The 12,916-nt window shown below is 60.2% G+C and carries 13 protein-coding genes and 2 pseudogenes; 9 read left to right on the top strand and 6 right to left on the bottom strand.

Annotated features, from left to right (window positions below):
* Window positions 1-43 precede the first annotated feature (43 nt).
* On the bottom strand, window positions 44-1,069 hold the full coding sequence (locus AC1Q6D_RS29370) for a LysM peptidoglycan-binding domain-containing protein (protein ID WP_103406836.1): 1,026 nt from the start codon (window positions 1,067-1,069) through the stop codon (window positions 44-46).
* Between the two features lie 171 nt (window positions 1,070-1,240).
* On the opposite strand from AC1Q6D_RS29370, the gene def reads away from it, so the two are divergent.
* The 5 genes from def (at window position 1,241) to AC1Q6D_RS29395 (ending at window position 5,899) form a co-directional block, all read left to right on the top strand.
* Window positions 1,241-1,747, top strand: a complete 507-nt coding sequence (gene def, locus AC1Q6D_RS29375; RefSeq protein ID WP_034149418.1) for a peptide deformylase — start codon at window positions 1,241-1,243, stop codon at window positions 1,745-1,747.
* A 70-nt stretch (window positions 1,748-1,817) separates the two neighbouring features.
* Complete coding sequence (gene fmt / locus AC1Q6D_RS29380) at window positions 1,818-2,777, top strand: methionyl-tRNA formyltransferase (protein WP_103406835.1); 960 nt, start codon at window positions 1,818-1,820, stop codon at window positions 2,775-2,777.
* The gene (gene rsmB, locus AC1Q6D_RS29385) at window positions 2,774-4,084 is read left to right on the top strand and encodes a 16S rRNA (cytosine(967)-C(5))-methyltransferase RsmB (RefSeq protein ID WP_103406834.1); all 1,311 of its coding nucleotides are present in this window, start codon (window positions 2,774-2,776) and stop codon (window positions 4,082-4,084) included. The genes fmt and rsmB overlap by 4 nt, the downstream gene beginning before the upstream one ends.
* Window positions 4,085-4,105: 21 nt before the next feature.
* On the top strand, window positions 4,106-5,479 hold the full coding sequence (trkA, locus tag AC1Q6D_RS29390) for a Trk system potassium transporter TrkA (protein WP_047535697.1): 1,374 nt from the start codon (window positions 4,106-4,108) through the stop codon (window positions 5,477-5,479).
* Window positions 5,480-5,581: 102 nt separating this feature from the next.
* The gene (locus tag AC1Q6D_RS29395) at window positions 5,582-5,899 is read left to right on the top strand and encodes a tetratricopeptide repeat protein (protein ID WP_161793959.1); all 318 of its coding nucleotides are present in this window, start codon (window positions 5,582-5,584) and stop codon (window positions 5,897-5,899) included.
* Here AC1Q6D_RS29395 and AC1Q6D_RS29400 read toward each other — a convergent pair whose 3' ends face one another.
* From AC1Q6D_RS29400 to tag, 3 genes are all read right to left on the bottom strand, one after another.
* Window positions 5,900-6,139, bottom strand: coding sequence for a PilZ domain-containing protein (locus AC1Q6D_RS29400; protein WP_103406833.1), 240 nt, complete (start codon window positions 6,137-6,139; stop codon window positions 5,900-5,902).
* Window positions 6,140-6,314: 175 nt separating this feature from the next.
* Window positions 6,315-7,202 carry a lysophospholipid acyltransferase gene (locus tag AC1Q6D_RS29405; RefSeq protein WP_047535688.1) on the bottom strand — a complete coding sequence of 296 codons (888 nt, stop codon included), beginning with the start codon at window positions 7,200-7,202 and terminating at the stop codon, window positions 6,315-6,317.
* A 40-nt stretch (window positions 7,203-7,242) separates the two neighbouring features.
* The gene (tag, locus tag AC1Q6D_RS29410; protein ID WP_103406832.1) at window positions 7,243-7,800 is read right to left on the bottom strand and encodes a DNA-3-methyladenine glycosylase I; all 558 of its coding nucleotides are present in this window, start codon (window positions 7,798-7,800) and stop codon (window positions 7,243-7,245) included.
* Between the two features lie 80 nt (window positions 7,801-7,880).
* On the opposite strand from tag, the gene glyQ reads away from it, so the two are divergent.
* The 4 genes from glyQ (at window position 7,881) to AC1Q6D_RS29430 (ending at window position 12,302) form a co-directional block, all read left to right on the top strand.
* Window positions 7,881-8,834 (top strand): glycine--tRNA ligase subunit alpha, encoded by a 954-nt coding sequence (gene glyQ, locus AC1Q6D_RS29415; RefSeq protein WP_003213601.1) that lies wholly within the window; start codon window positions 7,881-7,883, stop codon window positions 8,832-8,834.
* On the top strand, window positions 8,831-10,885 hold the full coding sequence (gene glyS, locus AC1Q6D_RS29420; protein WP_103406831.1) for a glycine--tRNA ligase subunit beta: 2,055 nt from the start codon (window positions 8,831-8,833) through the stop codon (window positions 10,883-10,885). Before glyQ ends, glyS begins: the two co-directional genes overlap by 4 nt.
* 6 nt (window positions 10,886-10,891) lie before the next feature.
* A complete protein-coding gene (gmhB, locus tag AC1Q6D_RS29425; protein WP_047535681.1) occupies window positions 10,892-11,431 on the top strand; it encodes a D-glycero-beta-D-manno-heptose 1,7-bisphosphate 7-phosphatase in 540 nt (179 codons plus the stop codon).
* A gap of 91 nt (window positions 11,432-11,522) precedes the next feature.
* Window positions 11,523-12,302, top strand: coding sequence for a lysophospholipid acyltransferase family protein (locus AC1Q6D_RS29430; RefSeq protein ID WP_047535679.1), 780 nt, complete (start codon window positions 11,523-11,525; stop codon window positions 12,300-12,302).
* A gap of 190 nt (window positions 12,303-12,492) precedes the next feature.
* Here the strand turns inward: AC1Q6D_RS29430 and AC1Q6D_RS29435 are convergent.
* Together AC1Q6D_RS29435 and AC1Q6D_RS29440 are read right to left on the bottom strand one after the other, a co-directional pair.
* A pseudogene (locus tag AC1Q6D_RS29435) lies at window positions 12,493-12,624 on the bottom strand (peptide ABC transporter ATP-binding protein); the annotation flags it as partial.
* A 37-nt stretch (window positions 12,625-12,661) separates the two neighbouring features.
* A pseudogene (locus tag AC1Q6D_RS29440) lies at window positions 12,662-12,916 on the bottom strand (transposase); the annotation flags it as partial.

A 12,916-nucleotide genomic window follows, 5' to 3' on the forward strand; every position in this document is an offset into this window, starting at 1 on the left:
GAATAAGCTGTGGATAACTCTGTTGGTAACTTGTGAAGCACGCTTACGGATTTCGTACCTTGTCCATCACCGCCAGCGAGCGCGATGCGTTGAGTACCAGCCCGTAGCTCAGCTTGTCGTAGGTGCGGAAAACCATCAGCAGTCCGGCGCGCTCATCGGGAATTTTCAGCGGCTGGCCGGTGATCCGGTCGCGCACGGTTTCGCCGGTCTTCATCACCTCCAGGACATTGCCTTCGGCCAAACCGTCGCGGTGGCCCTTGTTCAGGGTGACCACGTCGAGCGCGCCCACCTGAGTGACGCCGCGCGGGACATCGATGATCAAGCCGTTGATTTCTTTTTTCGGCGCACTGGGCATGAAGGTCGTGTTGATCGAGCGTTCTTCACCGCCGAACAAGCGGTCGCCGAGGCGCACCTCCTGAGTCGTGCGCTGCAGCGCCAGCGTGGCGACGTCGCCTTCGGTGGCGAGGATTTCGCCGCTGCCGATGTCATCCGCGTTGATCCCCAGAAATGCCTGGGTCTGTGGATCGGTGTAGGTTTTGCCCTGACGGAAGATGCCGTAGACCGGCTGTGCCGGGTCGAATTGGCCGCGAGCGAAGATGCGATCGCCAACGCCGCTGAGCACCCGTTCGGCGTCCCCGGCCACGATGTAGGGCGCCTTGTCGAAATCCTCGACCTTGTCGACGATGCGATTGCTCAGCAGAAAGCTTTTGATCGACCTCAGGGGAATGCTCGGGATGGCTTCCGCCACCGGGCTGCTGCGCACCCGTGGCGAGAGCTTGAAGGTGCCTCGGGACGCACCGCGATCGAGGGTCAACCGTGGCTGGCCATTGACGTAGACGAGCGACAGCGAGTCGCCGGGATAAATGAGGTCGGGGTTTTCGATCCGCGGATTGGCCTGCCAGAGCTCGGGCCACTGCCACGGCTCACGAAGGAATTTTGCCGAGATGTCCCAGAGCGTGTCCCCTGGGACCACTGTGTATTGCTGTGGAAAACCTTCCCTGAGTTGCACTTGCCCATGCGCCCAGCCTGCCGAGGCCAGAAGGAGCAAGGCGAGTAGTGATTTCCTCATGCGGTGAATCCCTTTATTATGTGCGTTCGCGTGAAACGCCAGAGCCGTCAGTGGCTCGCTCCCGGCTTGCTTATGAATAGAAGGGAGCTACGTTTTACATAGATAGCCTGCATCTTCGGACTCGCCAGGCCATCGATCCGACCTTACTTCACACGTGCAGTCATCAAGCTTATGGCCATTTTAAACATCCTCGAATTCCCTGATCCGCGCCTGCGCACTATCGCCAAACCAGTGGCCGTAGTGGACGACGAAGTGCGTCAGTTGGTCGATGACATGTTTGAAACAATGTATGAAGCACCAGGCATCGGCCTCGCCGCGACCCAGGTCAACGTGCACAAACGTATCGTCGTGATGGACCTCTCTGAAGACCGCACCGAACCGCGTGTGTTCATCAACCCGGAGCTCGAGCCCCTGACCGACGACATGGGTCAGTATCAGGAAGGCTGCCTGTCGGTGCCGGGTTTCTACGAAAACGTCGATCGCCCACAACGGGTCAAGGTCAAGGCTTTGGACCGCGACGGCCAACCTTACGAACTGATCGCCGAAGATCTGCTCGCGGTGTGCATCCAACACGAATGCGACCACCTGAACGGCAAATTGTTCGTCGATTACCTGTCGACGCTCAAACGCGACCGGATCAAGAAGAAGCTGGAAAAGCTACACCGCCAGAACGCTTGATGCCCTCCTTCAAAGGCTTGCTGCGGCAAGCCTTTTTCTTTTCAAGATACTTTGCAATAGAGAGCCCTTCATGACTGAGCCACTGCGCATCGTCTTTGCCGGCACCCCGGAATTCGCCGCTGAACACCTCAAGGCCCTGTTGAACAGCCCTTATGAGATCGTTGCGGTCTACACCCAACCGGATCGCCCGGCAGGTCGTGGCCAGAAGCTGATGCCGAGCCCGGTCAAGCAGCTTGCTCTGGAACACAACCTCCCGGTGCTGCAACCGCCAACACTGCGCAACGAAGACGCCCAGGCTGAACTGGCGGCACTGAAACCGGACTTGATGGTGGTGGTCGCCTACGGTCTGATCCTGCCGCAGGTGGTGCTGGATATTCCGCGCCTGGGCTGCATCAATAGCCATGCCTCGCTGCTGCCGCGCTGGCGCGGTGCGGCGCCGATCCAGCGCGCCGTGCAAGCGGGCGACGCCGAGAGCGGCGTGACCGTGATGCGCATGGAAGCGGGACTCGACACCGGGCCGATGCTGCTCAAGGTCATCACACCGATCAGCGCCGAAGACACTGGCGGCAGCCTGCACGATCGCCTGGCCGAAATGGGCCCGCCTGCGGTGATTCAAGCCATTGCCGGCCTATCTGCCGGCACGCTGGAAGGCGAAGTGCAGGACGACAGCCTGGCCACCTATGCGCACAAGCTGAACAAGGACGAAGCCCGTATCGACTGGACCCGCCCGGCGATTGAGCTGGAGCGCCTGGTCCGAGCTTTCAACCCATGGCCGATCACCCACAGCACATTGAACGGCGAAGCGCTGAAAGTGTTGGCCGCGAGCCTCACGCAAGGAAAGGGCACACCCGGTGAAATCCTCGGCGCCAGCAAGGACGGGCTGATCGTCGCCTGTGGTGAGCAGGCGCTGTGCCTGACCCGCCTGCAATTGCCCGGCGGCAAAGCGCTGAACTTCAGCGACTTGTTCAACAGCCGTCGTGAGAAATTCGCGGTGGGCACCGTCCTCGGTCAAACGGCGGACGCTCAATGAACCCGCGTCTGGCCGCCGCCAAGGCACTGGCTGCTGTTCTCAGCGGAAAAGCCTCTCTCAACAGTTCGCTGCCTACGCAAATGGACAAGGTCGAAGATCGCGATCGCGGTTTTACCCAGGACCTGGCGTTCGGCACCGCACGCTGGCAGCCGCGATTGTCGGCGCTGGCGGCCAAACTGTTGCAGAAGCCTTTCAAGGCAGCGGACGCCGATGTTGAAGCCTTGTTGCTGGTCGGCCTCTACCAGTTGCTCTATACCCGCGTGCCGGCCCACGCCGCCATCGGAGAAACCGTCGGTTGCGCTGACAAGCTGAAAAAGCCCTGGGCCAAAGCCTTGCTCAACGCCGTGCTGCGCCGCGCCCAACGGGAGAGCGAAGCGCTGCTGGCGGAGCTGGAACACGACCCGGTAGTGCGTACCGCTCATCCGCGCTGGCTGCAAAAATCCCTGAAAGCGTTCTGGCCGCAACAATGGGAAGCCATTTGCGCGGCGAACAATGCTCACCCGCCGATGATCCTGCGCGTCAATCGACGCCATCACACCCGCGATGCCTACCTCGGCTTGCTGAGCGAGGCCGGTATCGCCGCCCGTGCATGCCTTTACAGCCGCGATGGCATCATCCTCGACGCCGCCACCGACGTGCGCAGCCTGCCCGGGTTCGCCGAAGGCTGGATCAGCGTGCAGGATGAAGCGGCGCAACTGGCCGCCGATCTGCTTGACCTGGCGCCCGGCCAACGGGTGCTGGACGCCTGCTGCGCACCGGGGGGCAAAACCTGCCACATCCTCGAAGCCGAGCCGGCATTGGCAGGCGTGGTGGCCGTGGATCTGGAAGCCAAACGCCTGGTACGCGTGCGTGAAAACCTCGAACGCCTGGGCTTGAGCGCCGAGCTGATCGCCGCCGACGGTCGCGACACCGCCGCCTGGTGGGACGGCAAGCCGTTCCAGCGCATCCTGCTGGACGCGCCGTGCTCGGCCACCGGCGTGATTCGCCGTCACCCGGACATCAAGCTCACCCGCCAGCCCGATGACATCGCCGCACTGGCACTGCTGCAAGGCGAACTACTGGATGCCCTGTGGAAAACCCTGGAGGTCGGCGGCATTTTGCTCTACGCCACCTGCTCCACACTGCCGACCGAGAACACTGAAGTCATCGGAGCCTTCCTTGCCCGCACACCGGGCGCCCGAGAACTGGACCTCGCGACGGCGGCCGGGATCAAGCAACCCCACGGTCGCCAATTGCTCGCACAAGAAGGCGGCCACGATGGCTTCTATTACGCCAAGCTGATCAAGATCGCCGCCGCGCGCGGTTAACGGATTCAATGGAGTGACTGGATGAAAATCATCATCCTCGGTGCAGGGCAAGTCGGCGGTTCGCTGGCGGAGCATTTGGCCAGCGAGGCCAACGACATCACGGTGGTCGACACCGACAGCGAGCGCCTGCGCGATCTCGGCGACCGCCTGGACATCCGCACGGTGCAGGGTCGCGGCTCCCTGCCGACAGTACTGCGCCAGGCTGGAGCAGACGACGCCGACATGCTGGTGGCCGTGACCAACAGTGACGAGACCAACATGGTCGCTTGCCAGGTGGCCCACACCCTGTTCCACACTCCCACCAAAATCGCCCGCGTGCGCGAAGCGGCGTACCTCACGCGCTCTGAACTGTTCGATAACGAAGCGATTCCGGTGGACGTGCTGATCAGCCCGGAACAAGTGGTCACCAATTACATCAAACGCCTGATCCAGCATCCGGGTGCATTGCAGGTGATCGACTTCGCCGAGGGCAAGGCGCAACTGGTTGCGGTGCGGGCCTACTACGGCGGACCGCTGGTGGGTCAGCAATTGCGGCAGTTGCGCGAGCACATGCCGAATGTCGAAACCCGCGTGGCGGCCATTTTCCGTCGTGACCGGCCGATCCTGCCCCAGGGCGATACGGTGATCGAAGCGGACGACGAAGTGTTTTTCATCGCCGCCAAAGCGAACATTCGCGCGGTGATGAGTGAAATGCGCCGTCTCGACGAAACCTACAAGCGCATCGTCATCGCCGGCGGCGGGCAGATCGGTGAGCGATTGGCCGAAGCCATCGAAAGCCGTTACCAGGTGAAAATCATCGAGATGAACCCGGCACGCTGCCGCCATCTCTCGGACACCCTCGACAGCACCGTCGTGCTGCAGGGCAGTGCCTCCGACCGCGACTTGTTGATAGAAGAAAACATCGCCGATGCGGACATCTTCCTGGCCCTGACCAACGACGACGAAGCCAACATCATGTCGTCGCTGCTGGCCAAACGCCTGGGTGCGAAGAAGGTGATGACCATCATCAACAACCCGGCCTATGTCGACCTGATTCAGGGCGGCGACATCGACATCGCCATCAGTCCGCAACTGGCGACCATCGGCACCTTGCTGGCCCACGTGCGCCGCGGCGATATCGTCAGCGTGCACTCACTGCGCCGGGGCGCGGCGGAAGCCATCGAGGCCATTGCCCACGGTGATGCGAAATCGAGCAAGGTCATCGGCAAAGCCATCGAGAACATCGGCCTGCCGCCGGGCACGACCATCGGCGCGATCATCCGCGACGAAGAAGTGATCATTGCCCACGACGACACGGTGATCGAAACTGGCGACCACGTGATTCTGTTCCTTGTGGATAAAAAGCATATTCGGGATGTGGAGAAGCTGTTTCATGTGGGACTCAGTTTCTTCTGATCGGCATTCTGCAGTGGCCTGACTGGCCTCTTCGCGGGCAAGCCCGCGAATGCGATCCACAGAACGCATGGATATCCCTGAATAATCTCAACAAGGAATTCACTGATGATCGAATCCCTGGAAAAGATGCTCGCCAAGGGTGTGGATAACTCATTGCTGCGCTTCGGCCTGGGCAAGGGCTACCTGGATCTGGGGGAGAACGCCAAGGCTGTGGAGCATTTCCAGCGTTGCGTCGAGATTGATCCGAAGTATTCGGCCGCGTGGAAGCTATTGGGCAAGGCTCATCAGGCCCTGGAGAACTATCCCGCCGCAAGACAGGCCTGGGAGCAAGGCCTGGAGGCCGCCAAAGCCCATGGCGACAAACAGGCCGAGAAGGAAATGACGGTATTCCTGAAAAAGCTCGATCGGCAGGCGCACTGATCAGAGATAACGCAAATCAATGCCTTCGGCATCCACTTGCACCACTTCCATGCGCACACGCGGCGCGCCGGCGGGCAAGCCCTGCACCTGTCCGTAAACCACCGCGCCCCTGGGTAGAGCCGACAAGGCCGGATGTTTGACGTAGACACCCGTGGCCGACAGATTGCGCGTCTGGCCCAGGCATTCGCCGAAGCTGTCATGACTGATCTTGATGCGAAATGATTTGCGGTGTTCGGACATCTACAGCGCCCTTATGAACGTACTGTGGATAACTTGTTGGAGCGAGCCTGCTCCGGGCGGCGCTCCGACGATGCTCGTGAACGATGACGCGGGAAGTCTGATTCCCCGTGGTGCCCTCAGGTCCATCGCGAGCAGGCTCGCTCCTACAAGTTATCCACAGACTGTGCCAATTGTTTCAATACCAGCGCTCTTCGCCGGGCGGACGCTTCTTGAAGCGCTTCATGCTCCACATGTACTGGCTTGGATACGCCCGCACATAACGCTCGACCACCTTGCTCATGGCGGCACAGGATTCTTCGGTGTCAGTGCTGTACATGGCCTCTGGCGCGGCTTCGAGGATCACTTTATAGCCTGATCCGTCTGGCAGGCGCAGGGCGTGCAGGAACACGCCGACCGCTTTGCCGCCCGCGAGCATGTTCGGTACGAATTTGCTGGTCAGTGCCTGAGTGGCGAAGAACGGCACGAAGATCCCGGCGGATTCGGCCGGTTCCGGGTCGGCGGGAATGCCCACTGCACCACCTTTGCGCACTTCCTTGATGACGCTGAGAATGCCTTCCTTGGTGGAAGCGGCCACTTTGTTGCCCAGTTGTACCCGCTGCTTGCGCAACAATTCATCCACCGCCTTCAATTTGGGCGGACGGTAGAAAATGATCGGTTTGCACTGGCTGCAATAAAAGTGGTTGAGCACTTCCCAGTTGCCCAGGTGGCTGGTGATGCCGACCACGCCCTTGCCGGAGGCGAGTGCATCCTTCAGAACGTCGAGCCCCTCGACTTCACGCACCAGGTCGATGGAGCGCTGGGCCGGCCAGATCCAGGCGCAGGCGCTTTCGGTCAGTGACTTGCCGATGTCTTTCAGACTCTGGCCGACCAGACGCTCACGTTCGGCGGGGTCCATCTCCGGAAAGCATTTGGACAGGTTGATCCGCACCACGTCGCGGGAACGGTTAGGGGTTTTCCACATCACCCAGCCAATCGCCGAGCCGACAGCCTGCACCGCCCGCCACGGGAGCAGGGCAAACAGCCGCAGAGCGCCTACCAGCAAGGCGCCTTTAAACTTATCCACAGGTCACTCCTGATCTTGTGCTGTGCGCGAGGCGGCTATTCTAACCGCCGTTCGCCAGCAGCGCGTAGCGGTCGCAATCTCGGGTGTGATCCATGACCATGCCCGAAGCCTGCATCAGGGCGTAGCAAATGGTCGGGCCAACGAAGGTGAACCCCGCCTTTTTCAGGCCTTTGCTCATCGCCACCGCTTCGGGGGTGATGGCCGGGACTTCGGTGCGATCCTTGAAATGATTGACCTTCGGAACACCGCCGACGAACGACCAGAGAAACTCGACAGGGTCTTCCAGCGCCAGCCAGGCCTGGGCATTGCGCCGGGCCGCGTTGAGTTTGAGACGATTGCGGATGATGCCCGGATCGAGCATCAAATCATCGATTTCAGCGTCGCTCATCTGCGCCACGCGCTGCACGTCAAAGCCGTACATCACCCGGCGATAGTGCTCGCGTTTGCGCAAAACGGTGATCCAGGAAAGCCCGGCCTGGAACCCTTCGAGCAAAAGCAACTCGAACAATCCCTGCGCATCGCGTAGCGGCGTGCCCCACTCCTGATCGTGATAAGCCATGTACAGCGGATCTTCGGAACACCAAAAGCAGCGTGGCATAAGGCTCCAGGGGGCGTGCGCAGCAATGAATCGGGTATACTCCCGCTCTTTAAATCGCAGCCCAAGAAACAGGTGAATTCGTGAGCCAGCCTACGCCAGCCGTGCGTACCTTCCAAGACTTGATCCTCGCCCTCCAGCAATACTGGGCCGAGCAAGGTTGTGTGGTACTTCAGCCCTACGATATGGAAGTAGGCGCCGGCACTTTCCACACCGCAACATTCCTGCGCGCCATTGGCCCGGAAACCTGGAACGCCGCCTATGTGCAGCCAAGCCGTCGCCCGACTGACGGCCGCTATGGCGAAAACCCGAACCGTCTGCAGCACTACTACCAGTTCCAGGTAGTCCTGAAGCCGAACCCGGACAATTTCCAGGAGCTGTACCTGGGCTCCCTCAAGCACGTGGGCCTGGACCCATTGGTGCACGACATCCGCTTCGTCGAAGACAACTGGGAATCGCCAACCCTCGGTGCCTGGGGTCTGGGCTGGGAAGTCTGGCTCAACGGCATGGAAGTGACGCAGTTCACTTACTTCCAGCAGGCGGGCGGCATCGAGTGCTACCCGGTGACGGGCGAGATCACTTACGGCCTCGAACGTCTGGCCATGTACCTGCAAGGTGTGGACTCGGTCTACGACCTGGTCTGGGCTGACGGTCCGTTCGGCAAAGTGACTTACGGCGACGTGTTCCACCAGAACGAAGTGGAGCAGTCGACCTACAACTTCGAACACGCCAACGTCGAGAAGCTGTTCGAGCTGTTCGATTTCTATGAAAGCGAAGCCAAGCGCCTGATCGAACTCGACCAGCCGTTGCCGTTGCCGAGCTACGAAATGGTGTTGAAGGCGTCCCATACCTTCAACCTGCTGGATGCGCGCCGGGCAATCTCGGTGACCGCGCGTCAGCAATACATTTTGCGTGTGCGCACCCTGGCGCGTTCCGTTGCGCAAGCCTACCTGCTGGCTCGCGCCAAGCTGGGCTTCCCGATGGCAACCCCGGACCTGCGTGATGAAGTACTGGCCAAGCTGGAGGCTGCACAATGAGTGCTCTGGATTTTCTGGTTGAATTGGGCACTGAAGAACTGCCACCCAAAGCCCTGAACACCCTGGCCGAAGCGTTTCTGGCCGGCATCGACAAGGGCCTGCAAGCGGCCGGCCTGAACTACGAGACCAAAACCGTTTATGCCGCGCCACGTCGCCTGGCGGTGCTGATCACCTCGCTGGCCACCCAGCAGCCCGATCGCAGCATCAACCTCGATGGCCCGCCACGTCAGGCCGCGTTCGATGCCGAGGGCAATCCGACCCAAGCGGCACTGGGCTTTGCCAAGAAGTGCGGCGTCGACCTGAGCGAAATCGATCAGAGCGGCCCGAAACTGCGCTACAGCCAAAACATCGCCGGCAAGCCGACCGCGAGCCTGCTGCCGACCATCGTTGAAGATTCGCTGAACGACCTGCCGATTCCCAAGCGCATGCGCTGGGGTGCTCGCAAGGAAGAATTCGTTCGCCCGACCCAATGGCTGGTCATGCTGCTCGGTGACCAGGTCATCGACTGCACCATCCTCGCCCAGAAGGCCGGCCGCGATTCCCGTGGTCACCGCTTCCACCATCCGGAAAGCGTGCGCATCGGTTCGCCGTCCAGCTACCTGGCTGACCTGCGTGCCGCTTATGTATTGGCTGACGCCAACGAGCGTCGCGACATCATCAGCAAGCGCACCGAAGAGCTGGCCACCCGTCAGGAAGGCACGGCGATCGTGCCGCCGGACCTGCTCGACGAAGTGACTGCACTGGTCGAATGGCCGGTGCCGCTGGTGTGCTCGTTCGAAGAGCGTTTCCTCGACGTACCGCAAGAAGCCCTGATCACCACCATGCAGGACAACCAGAAGTATTTCTGCCTGCTGGATGCCGACGGCAAGTTGCTGCCACGTTTCATCACCGTGGCCAACATCGAGAGCAAAGACCCGCAGCAGATCATCGCCGGTAACGAGAAAGTGGTTCGTCCACGCCTGACCGACGCCGAGTTCTTCTTCAAGCAAGACAAGAAGCAGAAACTCGAAGACTTCAACCTGCGCCTGCAAAACGTGGTGTTCCAGGAAAAACTCGGCAGCGTCTATGACAAGGCCGAACGCGTTTCCAAACTGGCCGCGTTCATCGCTCAGCGCATCGGCGGCAACGCCGCGTGGGCGACTCGCGCCGGCCTGCTGTCCAAGTGCGACCTGGCGACCGAAATGGTCGGCGAGTTCCCGGAGATGCAAGGTGTCGCCGGCTACTACTACGCCCTCAACGATGGCGAGCCCGAAGACGTTGCACTGGCACTGAACGAGCAATACATGCCGCGCGGTGCCGGCGCCGAGCTGCCGACTACCCTGACCGGCGCGGCCGTGGCCATCGCTGACAAGCTGGATACCCTGGTCGGTATTTTCGGCATCGGCATGCTGCCTACCGGCAGTAAAGATCCGTACGCCTTGCGCCGTGCCGCATTGGGTGTGTTGCGCATTCTGATCGACAAGAAACTCGACCTCGACCTGAACGACGCCGTGGCCTTCGCCGTGAATGCCTTCGGTGCCAAGGTCAAGGCTGCCGGCCTGAACGACGCGGTGCTGGAGTTCATCTTCGACCGTCTGCGTGCCCGTTACGAGGACGAAGGCGTCGACGTCACGACCTACCTGTCGGTGCGTGCCCTGAAGCCGGGTTCGGCCCTGGACTTCGACCAGCGCGTACAAGCGGTAGAGGCCTTCCGCAAGTTGCCGGAAGCCGCTGCCCTCGCTGCCGTGAACAAACGCGTTTCGAATCTGCTGAGCAAGGTGGAAGGCTCCGTGCCAACCGTCGTGGAAGCCAAGTACTTCGACAATGCCAACGAGTTCTCCCTCTACTCGGCGATCCAGCAGGCAGACCAGGCGGTTCAGCCTATGGCCGCAGCGCGTCAGTACAGCGAATCGCTGGCACGCCTGGCCGCCTTGCGCGAGCCGGTGGATGCGTTCTTCGAAGCCGTGATGGTCAACGCGGAAGACGCGAAAGTTCGCGCCAACCGTTATGCGTTGCTGGCGCGTCTGCGTGGGCTGTTCCTCGGCGTCGCCGATATTTCGTTGCTGGGGTAAGACTGTTTGAAACTGCTGATACTCGATCGGGACGGGGTGATCAACTACGACTCCGACGCTTACATCAAGTCAGTGGAGGAGTGGATACCGCTCCCCGGGTCGATCGAAGCCATCGCGCAGTTGAGCAAGGCCGGCTGGACGGTAGCGGTTGCTACCAACCAGTCCGGCATCGCTCGCGGCTATTACGACATTGCCACCCTGGACGCCATGCACGAGCGCTTGCGCTCGCTGGTGGCGGAGCAGGGCGGTGAAGTCGGCCTGATCGTCTACTGCCCACACGGGCCCGACGATGGCTGTGATTGCCGCAAGCCAAAACCCGGGATGTTGAAAAACATCGCCGCACATTACAACGTATCGCTGACTAATCTATGGTTCGTCGGCGATAGTCTCGGTGACCTGGAAGCTGCCAAAGCCGTCGATTCTCAGCCAGTTTTGGTAAAGACCGGAAAAGGCGTGAAGACTTTGGGCAAGACCCTTCCGGTAGGCACATTGATTTTTGACGATCTGGCGGCGATAGCCGCAGAACTTATCCACACATGCCCTTGAGTAAGTGTGCGCTTCAATTGGTCCTGACCAGGGATGAAAGGGAAGTGCGCTTTATATAGGACGGGCAGTTCCCGCAACGGTAAACGTCACCATGTCGATATTGCAGGCCATCAGAACCTTCCTCTTTTACCTGCTGCTGGGCACCAGTTCGTTGCTGTGGTGCAGCCTGAGCTTTTTTGTCGCGCCGTTTTTGCCATTCAAGGCGCGTTATCGCTTCATCAACGTTTACTGGTGCCGCTGCGCCTTGTGGCTGAGCAAGGTCTTCCTGGGTATCCGTTACGAAGTGAAAGGCGCCGAGAACGTGCCCGACCAGCCCTGCGTGATTCAATCGAACCATCAGAGCACTTGGGAAACATTCTTTCTCTCGGCCTACTTCGAGCCGTTGAGCCAGGTGCTCAAGCGCTCGTTGCTGTATGTCCCTTTTTTCGGCTGGGCCATGGCCATGTTGCGACCGATTGCAATCGACCGTGACAACCCGAAAGCCGCACTCAAGCAAGTCGCAAAGAGGGGCGATGAGTTGCTCAAGGATGGCGTCTGGGTGCTGATCTTTCCTGAAGGAACACGGGTCCCTTACGGCACCATCGGGAAGTTCTCTCGCGGCGGTACCGCACTGGCGGTCAATGCCGCACTTCCGGTGCTGCCCATTGCCCACAACGCCGGCAAGTTCTGGCCAAAAACCGGCTGGGCGAAGAAGCAAGGTGTCATTACCGTGATCATCGGCAAGCCGATGCATGCCGAGGGTAGCGGGCCGCGCGCCATTGCCGAGCTCAACGATCGGGTTCAGGCCTGGAACGAGCAGATGCAACGGGAAATGGGATCACTTCCACCCGCCCCACAAGCCCCGGTGGCCAGCGATCAAGTGGCTGTCTGAATTCTGTGGATAACCTGTGTGCCGTTTTGCTAATACAAGCCGAATTTTTCTGTTAAGACTATGATTTAACTATATATTTCTTAACTTCATAAAATTCTGAAAAATGTGCATAGGTTTTCCAGAAGGTCAAAAAACCGGCTAAAAAAGCCGGTTTTTTTATGCGCCACAAAAGGCTTCCGCCGACAGGCAATCAGCCTTGTAAATGACACCGCGCCCGCTGCCGCTCGTCTCCCTGCAGGACCTGGGGTTTGTCACAGCCAACGGTGCACAGGCTGCACCGATCTCGAAAGAAGCAGCCAGTCGGCAGATGACGGTTACCGGGGTTTGGGGAGCAATGGAACCAAAAACCAACGTAAGCCCTACCAACGCTTTTCGGTGTCTTCTTCCCAGGCGCCCATCTCGACAAAACAGTTGCGCATGTCGGCCTCCTGGCTGATCTCGGTCAGCAGGTCATGCACGCTCTTGTCCAGCTCATCGTCGCTCCGATACGGAATGGTCAACTCATAGTGGCCGGCATCCAGCCGCTTCATGCCATAGTGTTGCCGCTGACCGAAAACTGACCCAGTAGAGGCTGTTCTGCCGACTGAAAACTGACCCAGGTGTTCAACTGCTTC

Source organism: Pseudomonas sp. MT92 (assembly GCF_058792515.1).